Source organism: Rheinheimera pacifica (assembly GCF_024809855.1).
Classification (GTDB): domain Bacteria; phylum Pseudomonadota; class Gammaproteobacteria; order Enterobacterales; family Alteromonadaceae; genus Alishewanella; species Alishewanella pacifica_A.
The window spans coordinates 1-17244 of the sequence record NZ_JANUEM010000019.1 but is presented as its reverse complement, the minus strand read 5'-3'; the positions used below and the strand labels follow the sequence as shown (position 1 = coordinate 17244).

The following is a 17244-nucleotide window of genomic DNA, read 5'->3' as shown; positions in this document are numbered from 1 at the left end:
AATTCAGGAACATGTTATGACTTCAGAGCGTTTGTCGCTGTTAAGCGCTGCGCTGCTAACGGTATTTGCCGCCAGCAGCCACGCCGACCAGACTAGCCCCTTGCAAGGTATCCAGGATAAAACCCCTAATTTAATCGCCCTGACCGGTGCCACGGTATACACCGAACCCGGTAAAAAACTGGAAAATGCCACCGTATTAATAGCCGATGGCCGGATCAGTGCAGTAGGCACCAGTGTAAAGGTGCCAGCGGGCTATCAGCAAATTGATGCCAGCCGTTATACGTTATATCCGGGTTTTATCGACCCTTATACCCAATATGGTATTGAGGCAGCCAAGCCAGCCAAACCCGGCAGCTACCGTGATGCGCCGGTGTATAAAAATGAGCGCAAAGGTGGCAATGCCAGCAATGACGCCATCCATGCCCAGCAGCGCTGGGTAAGTGAATTTAAGCCTGATGCCAAAGCTGCAGAAGCTTTACGCAAGCTCGGTTTTACTGCTGCGCAGTCTGCCCGTTTTGATGGTATTTTCCGCGGCCAGGCTTTTGTCAGCTCCTTAGGTGAAGGCTTGCCCAATCAGTTGGTGTTAAAAGCCGATGGGCCGCAATTTATGGCCTTTAGCAAAGGCACATCAAAGCAAAGTTACCCATCATCGTTGATGGGCAGTATGGCGCTTATCCGCCAGACATTAAGCGACGCTAACTGGTACAGCCAGGCTTACGGTAAAACCGATGTGCGTTATTTTAACCAGCCGGTAGAGTTTAATGTTGCATTGCAAAGCCTGGCCACTATTAACCAGCAGGGCGCGGTGTTTGAAACCGGTGACGACAGATCATTATTACGTGCCCACCTGTTGTTAAACGAGTTTAAGCTGAATAACGCCGCTATGGTTGGCTCTGGTTTTGAATATGTGCGGCTGGATGAAATTAAAGCCACCGGGCGCAGCCTTATTTTACCACTTAACTTCCCTGCTGCGCCTGCGGTAGAGCAGGTAGCTGATCAACTGGATGTTAATCTGGCCGATTTACGCCACTGGGAGCGGGCTCCGGCTAATGCCGCGGCGCTGGCGCAGGCTGGTGTGCCTTTTGCGCTTACCACCTACAAGTTAAAAGATACCAAGGATTTCTGGCCTAATTTACGCAAAGCTGTGCAGTATGGTTTATCTGCCGATACCGCTTTGGCGGCATTAACCACCGTACCGGCGCGTTTGAGTGGCGTAGCCGACAAGCTGGGTAAAATTGCTCCCGGTTATCAGGCTGACTTAGTACTGGCCAGCGGCGATTTATTTGCCGATGGCGAAATTGTGGCTACCTGGGTGCGAGGCCTGCAGCACAGCATTAAAGCTATTACCCCGGTAGATTTTGCCGGTGATTACCAGCTGTCTGTTGCGGGTAAGGCAGTTAAAGTTAGCTTAACCGGCCCGGCAGATAAACTCAGTGGTTCTGCGGTGTTACAGGCTGGCGGCGCTGAAGCAAAAAGCGTTAAGTTAGAGCATATTCACAGCCAGCAGCAACTGTTGCAGTTTAACCTGAACCTGGCTGAGCTGAGCGGCGCTAAGCAGATAGCGCAGTTTAGTGGCCAGTTAACCGATAACCGCCTGACAGGTAAATGGCAGCTGGGCAGCAGCACTGAGTTGGTTACGGCACAGCGCCAGCCGCTGGCAGAAAGCCCGGCCAAAACCACAGCCAGCAAGCCTGATACGGTGATGCTGTCTAAGTTAACCTTCCCTAACCGCGCATATGGCTTACCGGCCCTGGCTAAGCAGCAAAATGTGCATATTAAAAATGTTACGGTTTGGACGGCAGAGAAAGACGGTATTCTTGAAAATACCGATGTAATAGTGCGCGATGGCAAGTTTGATAAAATTGGTAAAAACCTGGGTACACCGCGTGGCTTTGATGTGATCGACGGCACTGGCATGCACCTTACGCCAGGTATTATTGATGAGCACTCACATGTTGCTATTGAAGCCGGTGTGAACGAAGGCACCGACGCGGTAACCTCAGAGGTGCGTATTGCTGATGTAATAAACCCGGAAGATATTAATCTTTACCGTGGTTTAGCCGGTGGTACCACAACGGCGCAGCTGCTGCACGGCAGTGCAAACCCTATTGGTGGCCAGGCGCAGGTTATTCAGTTCCGTTGGGGCGAAAATGCCCAGGGGCTGAAAATGAAAGCCGCACCGCCAAGCATTAAATTTGCCTTGGGTGAAAACGTTAAACAATCTAACTGGGGCGATGCGTTTACCGAGCGTTATCCACAAACCCGTGTGGGCGTTGAAACCACCATTCGTGATGCTTTTGTTGCCGCCAAAGAGTACAAAGCCAAACTGGCCGCTTACGACAAACTGTCTAAACGCCAGCGCGAGCAGGTAGCACCGCCCCGTATTGATTACCGCTTAGACGCACTGGTAGAAATTCTGGATAAGCAGCGCTTTATTCATACTCACTCTTATGTGGCATCTGAAATTTTGATGCTGATTGAGCTGGCCGATGAAATGGGCTTTAACATCACTACCTTTACCCACATTCTGGAAGGCTATAAAACCGCTAAAGAAATGCAGGCTCACGGTGCCAGCGCGTCTACCTTTGCCGACTGGTGGGCGTATAAAATGGAAGTACAGGATGCCATTCCAACTAACGCCTGCTTAATGGCCGAACAGGGGATGAATGTCAGCATTAACTCAGACGATGCCGGTTTACAGCGCCGCCTGAACCAGGAAGCGGCTAAATCTGTGATGTACTGCGGTATGGATGAGCATGAAGCGCTGAAAATGGTTACCATTAACCCGGCCATGCAGCTGAAAATAGACAAGGTTACCGGTTCAGTTAAAGCCGGTAAGCAGGCTGATTTTGTGCTGTGGAACACCCATCCGTTGTCGGTATACAGCCAGGCACAGCAAACCTGGATTGAAGGCACCAAGTATTTCGATATCAATACAGACAAACAGCTGCAACAGCAATTGGAAGCTGAAAGAACTGCGTTGATCCAAAAAGTGCTGAATGCCGGCGACAGCGCCAAAGCAGGCAGCAAAGATGCGTATAAACAGGATGAACCGGAATGGCACTGTGAAGATCAGGGCGATTGGTGGAACATCGGCAGTTATATTCATAGCCACGCCCATGGCCATAAACACTAAGGAGCAGCAGTATGAAACTTTCTAAAACCTGTTTAAGCCTGTTTGCTGCCTTAGCTGGCAGCCTCAGCAGCGCACAAGCACTGGCACACGATATGGTGCCGGGTAAAGCCGCCGAAGACCCGTTACTGTTAACCGGCTTAACCATTCATACCGTAACCGATGGTATAAAGGCTGACAGTGATGTGTTAATTGTGGACGGTAAAATTGCGGCCGTTGGCCAAAACCTGAGTGCTCCGCAAGGTGCAACAGTGCTGGCGCTGGACGGCAAGCATCTGTATCCGGGCCTGATAGCCCTGGCTAACCAGTTGGGCTTAATTGAAATAGAGGCTGTACGCTCTACAGACGATTCGCGTGAGGTAACCCAGACTAACCCGGATATTAAAGCCAAAGTAGGTTACAACGCCGATTCAGAGGTTATTCCTACCATTCGCAGCAATGGTTTTGCCTACAGTATGATCTACCCGGACGGCAGTATGCTGATGGGCCAATCCAGCCTGATGCAGTTAGATGCCTGGAATTACCAGGATGCCTTAGTAGCCGACGGTACCGGCCTGCATGTACGCTGGCCAAACGCCAGTACGCTGGGTTCGCGCTGGAACCCAAAACCGGCTGACGAAGTACGCAAAGCCAATGCTGAACAACTGGCGAAACTGCAGCAGTATTTTCAGGCAGCAAAAGCCTATTATGATGCTGAGCAGGCCGGGTTAAACAGAGGTATAGACTCGCGCTGGCATGAAATGATGGCCGTGTTTAACGGTGAGCGGCCATTGTTTGTGCATGCCGATGACGAGCGGCAAATTCGCCAGGCTATGTTGCTGGCCAAAGAGTACAATCTTAAGCTGATTATTGTTGGCGGCCGTGACAGCTGGCGCCTGGCCGATGAGCTGGCAGCAGCTAAAGTGGCGGTTATTTACACAGCACCTTATGGTTTACCCAGCCGTGCTGATGAAAACTACAGCCAGGCGTTTACCGTGCCGAAAACCTTGCAGGATGCCGGTGTTAACTACGCGTTGTCGCTTGATGGTTACTGGGATACCCGCAATCTGGTATTTGCCGCAGGCCAGGCCATAAGCTTTGGTTTAACACCAGAGCAGGCGTTACGTTCTGTTACTATTAATGCCGCGCAAATTGCCGGTGTTGCCGATAAAATTGGCAGCATTGAGGTAGGCAAAGCTGCCAGCCTGGTAGTGTCTGAAGGTGATATTTTCGACTATCTTGGCCACAAGGTAACCCACCTGTGGATTGATGGCCGGGAAGTTGACTTAAACAACCGTCACAAGCAGTTACACGACAAATACAAACAACGGATAAACTAAGCTGAATCTGTTGTCGTAAAGTCAGTGCCAGCTTATGCTGGCACTGTTGTTTTTAAAGGAAACCCTATGAAAAGCAAATTTATACCTGCAGCCTTGCTATTGGCTGTAATAGCCGGTTGTGCTGCAACACAGTCTTCAGCGCCAGCACCTGCGGGCACGGCAAATGCTAAAGCCATTGAAGCCCATATGCAGTTTTTAGCGGCAGATGAACTGGCCGGGCGTGAAACCGGCAGCAAAGAGCATGAAATTGCCTCTTTGTATATTGCCACTCAATTACAGGCCCTCGGCCTGGAGCCTGCCGGTGATAATGGCAGCTATTACCAGCGTGTGCCGTTGCGTCAGGCGCGTTTAGCACAGGAGAGCGCAAAATTTACCCTACATACCGACGGCAAAGATACCCAGCTTAGTTACCCCAAAGCTTTTTTTACCGGCCCGAGTTTGCAGTACACGCAAACTGATATTACCGCATCTTTGGTATTTGCCGGTTATGGCATGGTATCGGAAGAGTTTGGTTTGAATGATTACGCTAATCTGGATGTAAAAGGCAAAATAGTGGTACTGCTGACGGGCCGGCCGGACAGCCTGCCAAGCGAAGAGGCCGCACACTTAAGCAGTCAGAAAACCCGTTTAGCGGCAGAGCGGGGCGCGGTAGGTATTATTACCGTGCATACCCCGGCACAGGAAAAAGTGCGGCCATACGCCAGCAGCTTATTGTATTTAAACACCCCCAGTATGGAGTGGTTGCAAGATGATGGCACACCGGCTGACAGCTTTCCGGACTTAAAAGGCGGAGCCTACGTACACCATGAAGCTGCGGCAGCATTGTTTGCCAAAGCGCCACAATCGCTGGCTGATATTTTTACGCAACTGGACAACAAGCAAAACCCGGTGGGGTTTGAGCTTGGTGTATCGGCGACATTAAGCCGTAGCAGCAGCCATGAGGATATTTCCAGCCCTAACGTTATTGCCGTATTACCGGGTTCGGATCCTGTGCTGAAACACGAATACGTGGTGGTCACTGCGCATTCTGATCATATTGGTTACAGCAACGACTTACGTAACGACGATAAAATTAATAATGGCGCTATGGATAATGCCGCTGGCGTGTCTATTTTGCTGGAAACCGCGCGTTTATTTGCTCAGTTACCGGTAAAACCAAAGCGGTCGATTTTATTTGTGGTGGTTACAGGCGAAGAAAAAGGTTTACTGGGTGCTGACTATTTTGCTCATAACCCCACTAAGCCTATCGATAAGCTGGTAGCAAATGTAAACCTGGATATGCCGGTGTTGCTGTATCCGTTTGCCGATATGATAGCCTTTGGTGCTAACCATTCGTCACTGGGTAAAGTGGTGGAAAAGGCCGCTGCGAAAGAGGGCATAGCGTTAAGCGCCGATCCTATGCCGGAGCAGGCTATTTTTACCCGCTCAGATCACTATACACTGGTGAAAAAAGGCGTACCGGCAGTATTTTTAATGACCGGTTTTAAATCGCAGGATCCAAAACAGGACGGCGGTAAAATCTGGGCCAGTTTTTTTGCCAAACACTATCATAAGCCATCAGATGATATTCCAAGCCTGATTAAAGACTACGGAGCAATCCGCTATGACGCTGGTGCGGTGTTTGCCAATATTAACTTTAATATTGCGCTGGATATTGCCAACACCACGCAGCGGCCTTACTGGTTAAAAGACAGCTTTTTTAACGGCGCCGTTGGCCAGCCGTATAATCGTGAAGTAGCAAAGTAAGGTTTAAATCGCGCTGATAGCACAAGGTGAGAATCGACTTACCCTAAACCAACCGTTGACGGCATGGATGCCGGAGTCGAGCCTACAGGGATGTATTCACGGCGCGTTGGTGTGGGTAAGTCGGTTCGTTTCCTGCTTCCTAGGGTTGGATTATCCACCGGCCCATTTAGTTTTAAAACCCTCGGCTTGCAATAACTGCTCTACCAGCTCGCGCTTATCACCCTGAATTTCAATCACACCATCTTTTACTGCACCGCCGCAGGCACATTTTTTTTTCAGCTTAGCTGCCAGGGCCGCCAGTTCGTCGTGGGGTTTGGCAATGCCGCTAATAGTTAATACCGCCTTGCCACCACGGCCTTTGGTTTCGCGCCTTATACGCACTGCGCCATCGGCAAAAGCTTCTGCCACCGGTTTGGCAGCGCTCTTAGCGCTTATTTTGCCGCTATCGGTGCTGTACACCAGATTAGGATCGTCTTTTACTGATGCAACTGTACCTGCCGGGTTTAATTTGGCCTGCCAGTCGGCCAGAGAAATTTTATTGCCTGCCATAAGTGGGTTCGCTTGCTTTGCTTAGTTTACAAAACTGTCAGCTTAAACATCCGCAGATGTAGCGGCAACAAATTCCTGAACTTGTTACCGGCTGGCTTGGTTTTTTAGCCGCTTCTGGTAGAATGCTTACCAATTTTAGAAATCTGGATGGCTATAATGTCGCGAGATGCTGTTTCTGTATCAGACTATGTTGAACGCGCCGGTATAAAGGCGTATCTGGGTGATACTTCACTGGTGGCTTTTGCTGAAAAAGTACAACAGCGCCAGGCTGAACTGCAGGCTTTTTTAACTTCAGCTGCCGTGCCAGCAGTGCAATGGCAGTACAAAGTGCCGGAGCTTGGTGAAGGCGGTGCTTGTTCACTGTTTGGGCAACTGGCCGACGAGCCTTATGATTTAACGGCAATTCTGGGTGGGCAAAATGCCGCTAATCAGCATGCACTTGCCCGGCTAAGCCTTATTAGCGCATTTTACCGCGAACATTCTGCACTGGACTGGTTTGGTATTTATCAGACCCGTACCAACCTTAGCGGTGAGCCGGTGCTGGTAAAACTGGCTTATTATGGTGCGCCGTCGCGGGCTGAATTTCCGTTAAACAGCGAATTTGCCAAAATAAGCAATAACAGCACGGTAGGTTTAAGCGGTAAAGCCAAAGTGATTAATGATGTGGCGGCTTACCTGGGCAAAGGCGGGGAGTATTACACCTGCGATCCTAAAGTACAGGCAGAAGCCTGTTTGCCTCTGTTTGACCAATCAGGCAAAATAGCCGGCATTGTCGATGCCGAAGATTTTAATAAAAACGTATTTACGGCAGATGCTCTGGCGTTGTTGGTAGCGGTATGTTTAACCGTACCGGCGTATTTACCCTAACCGTAGCTTTTTTCATGCAACTTTAACTCAGGTAGAACACTATGTTTGCTCAGTTACAACCGGTGGCAACCGATCCAATTCTAGGTTTAATGGCAGCCTATAAAGAAGACCCAAACCCGAACAAAGTAGACCTCGGTGTAGGCGTATATAAAGACGAGCAAGGCCATACGGCAGTACTGAAATGCGTAAAAGAAGCAGAAGCACTGCGCCTGAAGCAGGAAGACAGCAAAACCTATATCGGTATGGCCGGTGATTTAGGCTTTAATGCCCATATTGAAAAACTGGCGTTTGGCATTGGCCATAAAGCATTGCTGGCCAACCGTGTTACCACGGCACATACGCCGGGTGGTACCGGTGCACTTCGCGTAGCGGCTGAGTTTATTAAAAAAGCTAACCCGAATGCCACTATCTGGGTAACCAGCCCTACCTGGGCAAACCATATTTCTATGTTTAAGGCCGCTGGCCTGAATGTAAAAGAATACACTTACTATGATTACGACACCAAAGGCCTGAATGAAGAAGCGATGTTTGCAGAGCTTGCTACCGTGCCTGCCGGTGATGTGGTGTTGGTGCATGCTTGTTGCCATAACCCCAGCGGGATGGATTTAACCTTCGCCCAGTGGCAGCGCTTTACCGATATTGCCAAAGAGCGTGGTTTTACGCCTTTAGTTGATATGGCGTATCAGGGGTTCGGCACCGGTCTGGATGAAGACGCCAAAGGCTTGCGCTATCTGGCAGATAACGTTGATGAGATGATTCTTTGTAGTTCGTGCTCAAAAAACTTTGGTTTGTATCGTGAGCGTATTGGCGCGGTATCTATTGTTGCAGCAGATAACAAAGTAGCTGATGTTGCCAGAGTAAACCTGTTAAGTGTGGTACGCAGTATTTACTCTATGCCACCGGCACATGGTGCCATTATTGTCTCCAATATTCTGGATAGCGCCGAGCTAACCAGCTTGTGGCATCAGGAACTGGCCGAAATGCGCGATCGCATTAATAACTACCGCCAACTGATTATCGACACCCTGGCAGCTGAAGGTGTGCAGCAGGATTTCAGCTTTATTACCCGTCAGCACGGTATGTTCAGCTTTTTGGGCATTAACAAAGCGCAAATTGACCGCCTGCGCAGTGAGTTTAGTATTTATATGGTGGGTTCAAGCCGGGTGAGCATTGCAGGTTTAAACCACAACAATATTAATTACTTCGCTAAATCTGTGGCAACGGTATTAAAAGGCTAGGCTGGTTTTATACAGCAAAGTAAGTAAATTAAAAACAGCCCTTTGCGTCTTACAGCGAAAGGGCTGTTTTACTATGCAGTTATTTTACCTGAGCATCTATAGTCTGGCCGTTAACAGCAACGCTGTCGTCACTCATCAGATAAACATAAAGCCACATTAAATCTGCCGGTGTTTTTAACAGGTTAACATCTTCGCCCGGATAGGCGCGGCTGCGCATTTTGGTGCGGGTAGCGCCCGGGTTTATACAGTTTACCCGCACAGTGCTGTTGTCGTACTCATCTGCAATAACCTGCATCAGCCCTTCAGTAGCGAATTTAGATACCGCATAAGGCCCCCAGAACGCACGGCCTTTACGGCCAACACCGGAAGAAGTAAAAACAACAGAGGCATGAGCAGATAATTTTAATACCGGCATTAAAGCCTGTGTCATCAGCATTGGTGCAGTAACATTAACCTGCATAATGTCCTGCCAGGTGGGTAGGTCGATATGCTCAAACGGGCTTAATACACCTAAAATGCCTGCGTTGTGCAGTACGCCATCCAGTTTGCCAAATTCAGCAGTAATAGTGGCAGCCATATCACGGTAATGTTTGGCGGTGGCACCTTTTAAATCAAGTGGCACTATGGCTGGCTCTTTGCCACCACTGGCCACTATTTCATCATAAACCGCAGTTAGCTTGCTTACTGTTTTGCCCAGCAGAATAACGCTGGCGCCGAAACGGGCATAGGTTAACGCTGCTTCTTTACCAATACCATCACCGGCACCGGTAACTAAAATTACTTTATCTTTTAATGCATCTGTAGCTGCTTGATAATTGTGCATAAAATATCACCTGTTGCTGCAAAAACGGCGAAAGCATACGCTCAAACGGGGCTATTTGCACCTTTCTTCGTTTATTCTGTATTTTTCAGCTAGCGATTTTGGCTGGTTTGAGTTAACTTTAACTGGTCGTAGCTGTTATAGGCTATATGTACAACAGGCTTCCGATAAGCAAGGTAAGTTTTTGCTTTGCATATAAAAAATAAGAGACAGGATAGGGGAGAAACTATGAATAAGCTGACACTGAGTGTGGCTGTTGCTGTTGCATTAGGTTTAACCGGATGTGGCGGTGATTCTTTAGATGATATTAAGCAAGATACCGGCAACAACACGGTTAAACCATATTCCAGAGTAGTATTCGATCCGGGTGCCGCCACACCAAGGCTGTCTGTGCCAAATGATTTATTATTTCAAGGCACAACTGATGGTACTTTAACCACCGATTCTGGCGCAGAGCCTGATTATACTAACCCGCAGGTAGCGTTAGGCGCCCTTGATGGCTGGTCTACTCAAAGCCCGTATTCTATTGCGATAGATATGGCACCGGGCGCAACATTGGAACCAAGCTCAGTACAGCAATCCGGCGCTGTACGGATTTTTGAAGTGGTAATGCAGGGCCCAACATCGGCTGTTGAAGAATGCAGAACCGCCAATCAGGGTTTTGCTTGTGATGTCGTTGGAGAGTTAACTTTCGGCCAGGACTTTGTTACTGCAGTAAGTGGTAACAGTGTTGCCGTTGTGCCGCTGCGGCCGCTAAAACCTGCAACTACCTATATGACAGTACTGACGTCATTAATTGAAGATAGCAATGGTAACTCTGTTGCGCCCTCAACGTCTTATGAACTGGTAAAACAAGACGACGAAACGTTGCCGTTAAGCACACCATCACAGCTCTCATTGCAAAAGCTGATTAATAGTTTTGAAGATGTTATTGAGGCTGAAGGCGTTAACCGCGACAACATTATTTATACTGCGGCAATGACCACACAATCGATCTCTAATGTGCTGGCAACGGTAAAATCTCTGATGGCAGCACCTGGCTCACCTTATGCACCTTCTACGCTTGAAGTGGCAGCTGTTGCACCGGTATCAATGATCCCAGGGACACCGCTTACCGGTAATCCGTCTTTTGATAATGTGATGCTGTATAGCGGCAGTTTTAACCTGCCATATTATTTAGGGGCACAAACTGCAGATGCAGCCTCTGCACCATTAAGCACCCGCTGGACAGCCGCCTGCGATAGCGGTGCTATTATTGCTCAGGCACCTGCCGGTACTATTCCTGCTGCACCGCAATCTCAGAACGATGGTGTCTGTATGGCATTAACCGCGCAGCAGGCAGTGCAGCTACGTGACCTCGGTCTGGATAGCCGCCGCCACCTGACTAAGTTTAACCCGATCCCAAAAATTAATTCGTTTGAAACGGTTGACGTTATTATGACGGCGCCAAATGCACCGGCACCTGCTGCTGGCTGGCCGGTTGTGATCATGTCGCACGGTATCACCTCTTGCAAAGAAAATATGCTGGCGGTTACCGCAGCCTTAACGCAACAGGGTTTCGCTACAGTTGCAATTGATCAGCCATTACATGGTTCACGTGGTTTTATTAATATTAATGCTTCCGGTGAAAGTTGTGGTGTAGCCAATGGCAATGCTACCGTGTATATGAACCTGTCTAACCTGCTGGTTACCCGTGACAATTTACGTCAAAGTATTGCTGATACCCTGGCGCTGCGTTTAGCACTTAACAGTATTGATGGTATTAGCCTGAATATGGCTAATGTTCAGTTGCTGGGTATGTCGCTGGGCTCTATCACCGGCTCGTCAGCGGTAGCCGTGGCTAATGCCCCCTCAGGCGTCACCGCCATTGATGCGGCCTACAATATGAAATCTGCGGCCTTATCTGTTCCTGGTGGTGCTGTAGCGAATTTCCTGCTTGAGTCTGCCAGCTTTGGCGCATTGATCCGCGCCAGCGTTATTTTAGGTGCAGAAACACTGAAAGCGGGTTTTGTTGACTATCTGGAAGATGAAAGCCCCTGTATGGCAGTGGCAGCCAATCCGGCCAGTTTTACCGGCTGTGCCGCGCAATATGTTGATGCCTATTTAGCCAGCCTGGCTGAGAGTGAAAGCACTGCGGCAACTCTGGCTGCTATCAGGGCAACAATCTCTCAATTTGCTTTTGCTGCGCAAACTATTACTGATGCAGGCGATCCTAACAACTATGCTCAGTTATTGGTTGCCAGCGAGACTCCGGTGTATATCGCAGAAGTGGTAGGTGCAGGTATTAACTCAGCGACTTCTGATCGGGTTATTCCAAACCAAACGGTAGGAATGCCGTTGGGCGGAACTGAGCCGCTGGCCAGGCTGCTGGGTGCCACTGCACTTAACGCTGTTGCCGGGCCACAGCAGCTTGCTGGTAATGTAATTGCCCGCTTTACAGCTGGGTCTCACAGCTCGTTACTTGATCCGGCTGCCGGTAGTGCAGCCGCTACGGTTGAAATGCAAACCCACGTAGCATCTTTCCTGGCTACTCAGGGGGCAGCAGTGGTTGTTGCTAACCCAGCGGTATTAGCACCAGCTAACTAAGTTGTACTGTTCAATCATGTAAAGCCCGGTTCGCCGGGCTTTTTCTTTTTGTTAAAGCCGTTACAATGCAGCAAAACCTTATTAAGGAGCCTGTCTTGGAATTTATATACGAATATGGAATGTTTCTGGCCAAAGCGGTCACGCTGGTAGCGGCCATAGCTGTGATTATCGGTTTAATTGCCGGTGCTGCTGCGGGTAAAGCCAGGCCGAAAAAAGGCCAGTTGCAGTTTACTGATTTAACGGCACAGTACAAAGCGGTAACGGAAGATATGCAGCAGCAGTTGCTGGATAAAAAGCAGTTTAAGCAATGGCAAAAAACACAGCACAGCAAAAAGGCAGAAACTAAACCCAGACTGTTTGTGGTGGATTTTCATGGCAGTATGGATGCACGTGAGGCCGAGTCGCTACGCGAAGAAGTAACAGCAATACTGGCGGTTGCTAATAACGAAGATGAAGTATTACTGCGCCTGGAAAGTGGTGGTGGTGTAGTGCATGGCTATGGCCTGGCCGCATCGCAGCTGGACCGCTTGCGCAAAGCTGACGTAAGCCTGACGGTTGCCATTGATAAAGTTGCGGCCAGCGGCGGTTATATGATGGCGTGTATTGGCCATAAGATACTGGCAGCACCTTTTGCCATTGTTGGCTCTATCGGCGTTATTGCACAATTACCCAACTTTAATAAGTTATTGAAAAAAGGCCACATTGATTTTGAGCAATTTACCGCCGGAGAGTATAAACGTACCGTAACCCTGTTTGGTGAAAACAACGACAAAGGGCGGCAGAAGTTTCAGCAGGAACTGGAGCAAACACATCAGCTGTTTAAACAATTTGTGCAGGACCACAGGCCACAGCTGGATATAGATCAGGTTGCCACCGGTGAACACTGGTTTGGTTATCAGGCTTTGCCGCTTAAACTGGTAGATGAGATCCAGACAAGCGATGCTTATTTGCTGTCGCAAATGCCACAACGGGATCTGTTTCAGGTGCGGTATCAACTGCGTAAAGGTATTGCCGAAAAAGTTGGTGTAGGCTCGGCAAATATTTTATCGGTGTGGTGGCAAAAACTGATGCAGCAATCAAGGCTTGGATAGCAGGCAGCGTAAACTGCCTGCTTAGCGACTAACGCAGATAGGTTGTTCAGCGATTAGCGCAAATGATGAAAATCGACATCTTCTTCTTTGCTTCCGGCGTTAATGTCGTTAAATACATTAACGTCGAACTCATTCTCACTTTTACCCACAATACATGACACCATCGCATCACCGGTAATGTTCACTGAGGTGCGGGTCATATCCAGTAAACGGTCAACGCCAATAATAAGTGCAATACCTTCAACCGGTAAACCAACCTGTTGCAACACCATAGCCAGCATAATCAGGCCGACACCAGGCACACCTGCGGTGCCGATAGAGGCCAGCGTGGCGGTAACTATTACCATTAAATAGTCAGTTAATGTCAGGTCTACCATAAACACCTGAGCAATAAATACCGTGGCTACGCCCTGCATTATTGCTGTACCGTCCATATTAATAGTGGCGCCAAGCGGCACGGTAAAAGAGGCTATGCTGTTTTTAACGCCCAGCTTTTTGGTTACCGCTTCCATAGTTACCGGCATAGTGGCATTGCTGCTGGAGGTGCTAAAAGCAAACAGAGCTGCGTCGCGCATTTTGCGGAAGAAAATTAACGGGTTCAGGCCGGTAAGCAACTTTAATATCAGGCCATAAACAACCAGGCCATGCAGTATCAGTACTGTCATTACCACGCCAAAGTACTTTATCAGGCTGGCAATGGTTTCAAAGCCCAGGGTGGTAAACAGTTTCGCCATCAGGAAAAACACGCCATAAGGCGCCAGGTTCATCAGCAGGGTTACCAGCTTCATAATCACTTCGCTAAGATCATTAAAAACCGACGCCAGCCGCTCACCAGCCTTGCCGCTTAATGCCATTGCCAGGCCAAACAATACGGCAAAAACAATAACTTGCAGCATGTTGCCAGAGGCCATAGATTCAATAGGATTACTGGGGAAAATATCAATAAATACCTGAGATAATGGCGGCGCTTCGCTAACATCAAAGCTGGCATCAGAGTGCATTTCGACGCCTTTTCCGGGGTTTATCAGTAATGCAGCAAAAATTGCCAGAGTAATGGCTATAGCTGTGGTGATCAGATAAAGGCCAATAGTTTTGCCACCAAGCCTGCCCAGGCTTGAGGTGTCAGACAGTGAACAGGTGCCACATACCAGAGAGACAAATACCAGCGGTACAACCAGCATTTTTAAACTGGCGATAAAGATTTCGCCGCCAATATGAAAAATACCATCAATAAAGAATGTTTTAAGTGGCAGTTCCATGCCCAGAATATGCAGTATCCGCTCATCCTGGCCTGCCAGCAGCCATTTGAAGAAAAAGCCGACCAAAATACCTGCCGCCATACCAATTACAATACGGGCAGTTAACCCAAGTTTTTTATTTCCTGTCATAACATCAGACTAGTTTTAATTAAGCAGTGGCGCTAAGCCTAACAGGTTGGCTGCCGGAAAGGCAGATTGTGCTGGTTTTTTTTTATAAATTGCTATCACGCTTGCCAGATTATTGGTTTAAGATGCAGAATTAACAAAAACTATATAATAAAAAAACAGCTTGGGAGAGTTTTAATGCGAAACATTCAGCAACTTATCGTTGCGCTGCTTTTAACAGTGTTAGCAGCCTGCGGTGGCGGTGGTACTCTTGACTCTGACGGCGGTACAGGCGGTGGCAATACTACACCAGTTTATAGCTTAGCCGTAACATTAACTAACTCTGCAGGCTCAGCTGCAACAACATTAGCCCAGGCCACACCGTTAACAATAACGGCAACATTAACTGCAACGAATAATGGCAGTGTTGCTAATCAGGTTATCAACTTTGCACTGAGTGACACCGAGCTGGCTGTTTTGGGTAATGCTGCCGGCACAGCACTTACCAATAGTAGTGGCGTAGCAACTATAAGCCTGTTGGTTGGCAACAAAAGTGGCGCAGGTGCTGTTACCGCTACTTTCTCTGGCGCAACAGCTAATACAGGCTTTACCTCTGCCGGTGATGGTGGTGGTCAGGTTGATGTGACTGTTGGCTCTGTTGCATTGATTGCTGATAGCTTGCTGTTAGGCTCAGGGGCGTCAGCTAAAGTAGAGTTGACAGCATTGGTTCGGGATTCTAATAACGTTGTCGTGCCGGGCGTGCCTGTTACTTTTGCAAGTGATTCAGGAGAATTAGTGCAGATTGATGCGATAACTGCAGCTAACGGCACTGCAAAGGCTACCCTGACAACTCAAACCAACAAAAACAACCGTGATATTGTGATTACTGCACGTGTACAACAGCAAACATCACAGTTAACAGTGGCAGTGTCTGGTACCTCAATTGAGGTCGCTGCTCCTAATTCAGTGGTGCTTGGGGATACAACATCAATAGATGTATTTTTAACAGACTCAAATGATATTGGTATTCCCAACACTGAAATTGAAGTGACGTCGGCTCTGGGTAACACCTTAAGCGATACCAGCCCTGAAACTGTTGGCTCTGCCGGTAAAGCCAGCTTTACTTATACCGCAGTGAACTCGGGTATTGATAGATTAACTGTTACCGCTTTAGGTGCAACCAGCACAATAACGCTGAATGTCAGCGCTGATGAGTTTGCATTTGTGGCAGGTGCAAATGAAGCTGAAATACCGGAAGTTAATCTCAATACTGCTAAGGAGCTTGTAGTAGAGTGGTTAGTTAACGGCAGCGCTAATGTCGGTGAAAATATCATATTTAACACAACCCGTGGTGCAATTGCAGATCAGGCCGCTAATCTGGGCAGCGCTGTAACTGCTCAGGGAATCACAGACGCTAATGGCCTGGCACAAACTTTTGTACGCTCACAATTTGCTGGTTTGGCGACAATTAGTGCAACGGGCGGCGTGGGCGGGGATGCTGTTAGTGCGAAGAAGGTAATAGAATTTGTTGCTGTTAACCCAACTAAAATTGAAACTCAGGCATTTCCGGCACAGGTTGGTGCCGGTGAGTCGAGTGCTGTACGTGCAATCGTTCGTGATGTTAATAATAATCCGGTTAAAAACCAGGTAGTTGTTTTCTCTCTGGATAATGCTGCGGGTGGCGTAATTAGCACTGGTACTGCTGTAACCAATTCGCAGGGCATTGCCTCTACGGTGTTTACAGCTGACGCTAATACCGGAGCAGGTGTAGAAAGCTTAAATCTGGTCATAAAAGCGGCATTACAGAGCAACAACGCTATATCGGATGAGACAGACATTGCCGTAGGGAAGCGCACATTGTTTTTCCGCTTTGGTACCGGTAACGTTATTACTAAACCCAGTATTAGTACTTATGCAAAAGAATTTTCTATTATTGTAACGGATAGTTCAGGTAACCCGGTAGCTAATCAATTACTTAATGTCGCTGTTGTACCAACCGGGTATCGCAAAGGTTTCTGGGTTGCTTCTCCACCTGCACCGGCAGCATTTAAGGTTTGGGAACCAAGTGTAACCGCCAGCTGTGCAAATGAAGATGCAAATCTTAATGGCATCTTGGATCCTGGCGAAGATCAAAACCTTGACGGCCAATTAACCCCAGGCAATGTGGCTGTTGTGCCACGAACTGTGACAGCAGACGATAGTGGCATAGCAGTATTTACTATAACTTATCCCCAGGACTACGGTGCTTGGATTGATGTTCGTTTGCAAGTGAGTGGTTTTGCTGCGGGGACAGAAAATGTGGCCTATAGAGATTATGGTTTGCCAGTTTCTTCTGCAGATGTGACTACAGAGACATCGCCTCCTCCTGCTAATCCATTAGGATTCAGCAATAATTGTGGTGATGCGCTGTAACTAACACTAGAAGGGAGCTAAATCAGCCTGTCTCTTATACACAAATCCCCCGGTTTTTACTGGGGGATTTTTTTGAACTCTTTCTAAAATCTCCGATCTGCTCTTTCACTGAATATTTA

The 17244-nt window shown here is 48.3% G+C and carries 11 protein-coding genes; 8 read left to right on the top strand and 3 right to left on the bottom strand.

The genetic code is table 11. From position 1 onward, the window contains the following. Window positions 1–16 precede the first annotated feature (16 nt). The 3 genes from M2404_RS18330 to M2404_RS18320 all read left to right on the top strand — a co-directional run bounded on the left by M2404_RS18330 (window position 17) and on the right by M2404_RS18320 (window position 6198). Window positions 17–3136, top strand: a complete 3120-nt coding sequence (locus M2404_RS18330; RefSeq protein WP_259241245.1) for an amidohydrolase family protein — start codon at window positions 17–19, stop codon at window positions 3134–3136. Window positions 3137–3147: 11 nt separating this feature from the next. Beyond that, window positions 3148–4452, top strand: coding sequence for an amidohydrolase family protein (locus M2404_RS18325; RefSeq protein ID WP_259241243.1), 1305 nt, complete (start codon window positions 3148–3150; stop codon window positions 4450–4452). A gap of 66 nt (window positions 4453–4518) precedes the next feature. After that, a complete protein-coding gene (locus tag M2404_RS18320) occupies window positions 4519–6198 on the top strand; it encodes a M28 family metallopeptidase (protein WP_259241241.1) in 1680 nt (559 codons plus the stop codon). 150 nt (window positions 6199–6348) lie between these two features. Here the strand turns inward: M2404_RS18320 and M2404_RS18315 are convergent, their stop codons facing one another. Continuing rightward, the gene (locus M2404_RS18315; RefSeq protein WP_259241239.1) at window positions 6349–6747 is read right to left on the bottom strand and encodes an SUI1 family translation initiation factor; all 399 of its coding nucleotides are present in this window, start codon (window positions 6745–6747) and stop codon (window positions 6349–6351) included. 156 nt (window positions 6748–6903) lie between these two features. On the opposite strand from M2404_RS18315, the gene M2404_RS18310 reads away from it, so the two are divergent. Together M2404_RS18310 and M2404_RS18305 are read left to right on the top strand one after the other, a co-directional pair. Then, a complete protein-coding gene (locus tag M2404_RS18310) occupies window positions 6904–7614 on the top strand; it encodes a GAF domain-containing protein (protein WP_259241236.1) in 711 nt (236 codons plus the stop codon). A gap of 41 nt (window positions 7615–7655) precedes the next feature. Continuing rightward, the gene (locus M2404_RS18305; protein WP_259241235.1) at window positions 7656–8852 is read left to right on the top strand and encodes an amino acid aminotransferase; all 1197 of its coding nucleotides are present in this window, start codon (window positions 7656–7658) and stop codon (window positions 8850–8852) included. Between the two features lie 79 nt (window positions 8853–8931). Here M2404_RS18305 and M2404_RS18300 read toward each other — a convergent pair whose 3' ends face one another. Further along, window positions 8932–9675 carry a YciK family oxidoreductase gene (locus tag M2404_RS18300; RefSeq protein ID WP_259241233.1) on the bottom strand — a complete coding sequence of 248 codons (744 nt, stop codon included), beginning with the start codon at window positions 9673–9675 and terminating at the stop codon, window positions 8932–8934. A gap of 225 nt (window positions 9676–9900) precedes the next feature. Here M2404_RS18300 and M2404_RS18295 point away from each other — a divergent pair, with 225 nt between their 5' ends. Both M2404_RS18295 and sohB read left to right on the top strand, forming a co-directional pair. Beyond that, window positions 9901–12258, top strand: a complete 2358-nt coding sequence (locus M2404_RS18295; RefSeq protein ID WP_259241231.1) for a VolA/Pla-1 family phospholipase — start codon at window positions 9901–9903, stop codon at window positions 12256–12258. A 95-nt stretch (window positions 12259–12353) separates the two neighbouring features. Continuing rightward, on the top strand, window positions 12354–13349 hold the full coding sequence (gene sohB / locus M2404_RS18290) for a protease SohB (RefSeq protein WP_259241227.1): 996 nt from the start codon (window positions 12354–12356) through the stop codon (window positions 13347–13349). 53 nt (window positions 13350–13402) lie between these two features. Here sohB and M2404_RS18285 read toward each other — a convergent pair whose 3' ends face one another. Next, a complete protein-coding gene (locus tag M2404_RS18285) occupies window positions 13403–14737 on the bottom strand; it encodes a dicarboxylate/amino acid:cation symporter (protein ID WP_259241226.1) in 1335 nt (444 codons plus the stop codon). Window positions 14738–15376: 639 nt separating this feature from the next. On the opposite strand from M2404_RS18285, the gene M2404_RS18280 reads away from it, so the two are divergent. Then, the gene (locus M2404_RS18280) at window positions 15377–17125 is read left to right on the top strand and encodes an Ig-like domain-containing protein (protein ID WP_259241225.1); all 1749 of its coding nucleotides are present in this window, start codon (window positions 15377–15379) and stop codon (window positions 17123–17125) included. Window positions 17126–17244: the final 119 nt, after the last annotated feature.